The sequence below is a fragment of the Synechococcus sp. R6-7 genome (assembly GCF_047461695.1).
GTDB lineage: Bacteria > Cyanobacteriota > Cyanobacteriia > Thermostichales > Thermostichaceae > Thermostichus.
Window position 1 is genome coordinate 1 of sequence record NZ_JANSHS010000257.1, and the last position, 3,533, is coordinate 3,533.

Below are 3,533 nucleotides of genomic sequence, written 5' to 3' on the forward strand. Positions count from 1 at the left end.
CCCCGGCACCCCCGAGCGGGACTTTTACGTTTGGAGCGATACCCCCGAAAAGTACAAAGAGGCCCGTATTATCTTTCAAGACTTTGAAGCGTCCAACTGGACCTGGGATTCAGTGGCCAAGGCCTACTACTGGCACCGCTTTTACTCCCACCAGCCAGATCTCAACTACGACAACCCCGCCGTACAAAAAGCCATGTTCGAGGTGGTGGACTTTTGGCTGAGCTTGGGGGTAGATGGCATGCGGCTGGACGCGGTGCCTTATCTCTACGAGCGGGAGGGCACCACCTGCGAGAGCCTACCGGAGACCCATGCCTTTCTCAAGGCTCTGCGCCGACACATTGACCAAAGGTATCCTGGCCGCATGCTGCTGGCGGAGGCCAACCAGTGGCCAGAAGATGCTGTGGCCTACTTCGGCGATGGGGACGAGTGCCACATGGAGTTCCACTTTCCCCTCATGCCACGGCTGTTTATGGCCATCCAGATGGAGGATCGCTTCCCCATCATTGACATCCTGCAACAAACTCCTCCCATTCCTGAAACCTGCCAGTGGGCCCTCTTCCTGCGCAACCACGACGAGCTCACCCTGGAGATGGTCACTGACGAGGAGCGGGACTACATGTACCAGGTGTACGCCAAGGATCCCAACGCGCGGGTGAACCTGGGGATCCGCCGCCGCTTGGCCCCCCTGCTGGGCAACAGCCGCCGCCGCATCGAGCTGATGAACAGCCTGCTGTTTTCTCTGCCCGGCACGCCGGTCATCTACTACGGGGACGAGATCGGCATGGGGGACAACATCTACCTGGGGGATCGCAATAGCGTGCGCACCCCCATGCAGTGGAGCGCCGACCGCAACGCCGGCTTTTCGCGGGCCAACCCTCAGAAGCTCTACCTGCCCATCGTCATCGACGCCGAGTACCACTACGAAGCTGTCAATGTGGAGGCGCAGCGAAACAACCCCCATTCCCTGTGGTGGACCATGAAGCGGCTCATCGCCGTGCGCAAGCGATTCCAAGCTTTTGGCCGCGGCTCCTTTGAGCTGCTCCACCCAGAAAACCGCAAGGTGCTTGCCTTTGTGCGAGCCTACCGCGGCGAGCGCATCTTGGTGGTGGCCAATCTCTCCCGCTACGCCCAGTGGGTGGGGCTGGATCTATCGCCGTGGGAAGGATTGATCCCGGTGGAGATCTTTGGCCACACCGAGTTTCCCCCTATTGGGCGACTGCCCTATTTCCTAACGCTAGGCCCCCATTCCTTTTACTGGTTTTCCCTTGAGCCCAAAACGGAGACCATCCACCTCAGCCCCAGCAAAGCGGAGGAGCAGGAACGCCTGGTCCCTCTGGTTGTTCAAAGTGGTAGTCCTCTGGTTGTTCAAAGTGGTAGTTGGGACAGTCTCTTGCAAGGGGAAAGCCAAAAGCAGCTGGAGGCAGTCTTGGCGGACTACCTCTACCGCTGTCGTTGGTTTGGCTCCCAAAACCGCCAGCTCCAGGCGATCCATATCCTGCAGGCTATCCCCTGCCGCCGAGAAGAGGAGTCCTTGCTGGGCAGCCAGATCTTGCTTCTCCAGGCCGAGTTTATCGAGGGCGATACGCAGCTCTACTCTCTCCCTGTGGGCTATGCCACCCAAGAAGCAGCCGTACACCTGCGCCTAGAGATGCCCCAGGCGGTCATCCTCCCTGTGCAAGTGGCCGGAGGGCCGGCGGGAGTAATTTTCAACGCTCTGGCTGACAAAAGCTTCTTGCTGCGGCTGCTGCAGCTAATTGCCCAGCAGGGCCGCCTGCGTCACCGTCAGGGAGAGCTCTGGGCCACTAGCTTTGCTGCCCTTGAGCATGACCTGGAACCCCGCCTCCTCAAGGCGGAGCAGAGCTACACCTCCGTTGTCTATGGCAACCACTACCTCCTCAAGCTCTACCACCGGGTGGCCGAAGGGGTGAATCCCGAGCTGGAGATTGGCCGCTACCTGCTGGAGCACCATCCCCAGGTGCGCGTGCCACGGCTGCTGGGATCCCTGGAGTATCGCCGTCGTCGCGGGGCCCGTGGGTTTGATCCCGCCGATCAGCCCATTACCCTGGCCATTTTGCAGGAGTACATCCCCAACGAGGGAGATGCCTGGCACTACACCCTGGACAGCCTGGGGCAATTTTTTGAGGCGGTGCTGGTTCACTACCAAGAGGTGGATCCCGTGCCCGTGCCGCAGGGATCCTTCTTGGAGCTTTCCCAACAGCCCTTGCCGGAGCTGGCCTACGCCACCATCGGCAGCTACCTAGAATCGGTGCGGATCTTGGCCAAGCGCACCGCCGAGCTGCACATCGCCCTGGCTGCCGATACGGAGAACAAAGACTTTGCCCCAGAGCCTTTCTCCAGCCTGTACCAGCGCTCCGTTTACCAGTCCATGCGCAACTTGGTGGGGCAGGTGTTTCCGCTGCTGTTCGCGTCAGCGGGACGGAGTCCTTATAAGCAGATCCCCAAGCTGCCGGAGGCAGAGGCCAACTTGGCTCGGGCTGTTTGCGACCAAGAAGGGGAAATCATGAGCCGCTTCCGCCTGATCCTGGAGCGGAAGATCACCGCCCTGCGCACCCGCTGCCACGGGGATTACCACCTGGGCCAGGTGCTGTTTACCGGCAAAGACTTTGTCATCATCGACTTTGAAGGGGAGCCGGCCCGCTCTTTGGGCGAACGGCGTCTCAAGCGTTGCCCCTTACGGGATGTGGCGGGGATGCTGCGATCCTTCCACTATGCTGTCCACACAGCTTTGCGCCAGCAACTGGAGAGCGGCTTGGTCTGCGCCGACCACTGCCCCGACATGATGCGGTGGGCCCAGTTTTGGCACCGCTGGGTCTGCGCGGGCTTTTTGGCCGAATATCTGCAGGTGGCTTCCCAAGCGGCTTTTTTGCCCCGCAGCCTGCAAGAGATAGAGGTGTTGTTGGACGCCTATCTGCTGGAAAAAGCCATTTACGAGCTGGGCTATGAGTTGAACCACCGCCCCGAGTGGGTGGAGATTCCCCTGCGCGGGATCTTGCAACTGCTGGGCATTTCCACCAAGGTTTAGGGGATCCTGTCGGTGGGTCATTTGGGGGACAAGCATGTGTGGACGGTTTAGCCTGGGAGTGGCGCCAGAAGTGCTGAGGCAGCATTTTGGCTTGCCGGCGGCAGCCCAAGAAAGGGCAGCTGTCCCCCGGTATAACATCGCTCCTTCTCAGCCGGTGCTGGCGGTGGTGGCGGGATCCCTTCAGCGCGAGGCAACCCATTTTCGCTGGGGCTTGATCCCCAGCTGGAGCCGAGCTCCTCAGGCCGGCTGGATCAATGCCCGAGCTGAGACAGTAGCTGAGAAGCCTTCTTTCCGCGAAGCTTTCCGCCGTCGTCGCTGCTTGATCCCGGCCGATGGTTTCTACGAGTGGGCCGACCAGGGTACAGGCAAGAAGGGCAGACAACCCTACTGGTTTCACCTGGTGGATCGACCGGTATTTGCCTTTGCCGGCATTTGGGAACGCTGGCGCAGTCCAGAGGGGGTGGAGCATGCCTCTAACCCCCAAAACCCT

The 3,533-nt window shown here is 60.5% G+C and carries 2 protein-coding genes; both read left to right on the forward strand.

Features of this window, described 5'->3' with window-relative positions; genetic code table 11:
- The coding region (gene treS, locus NW815_RS08080) for a maltose alpha-D-glucosyltransferase (RefSeq protein WP_414415885.1) at nt 1-3,043 on the forward strand (3,043 nt) is incomplete at its 5' end.
- Nucleotides 3,044-3,077: 34 nt separating this feature from the next.
- Nucleotides 3,078-3,533 (forward strand): SOS response-associated peptidase (locus NW815_RS08085; RefSeq protein WP_414415886.1); only part of this gene is annotated, 456 nt, incomplete at its 3' end.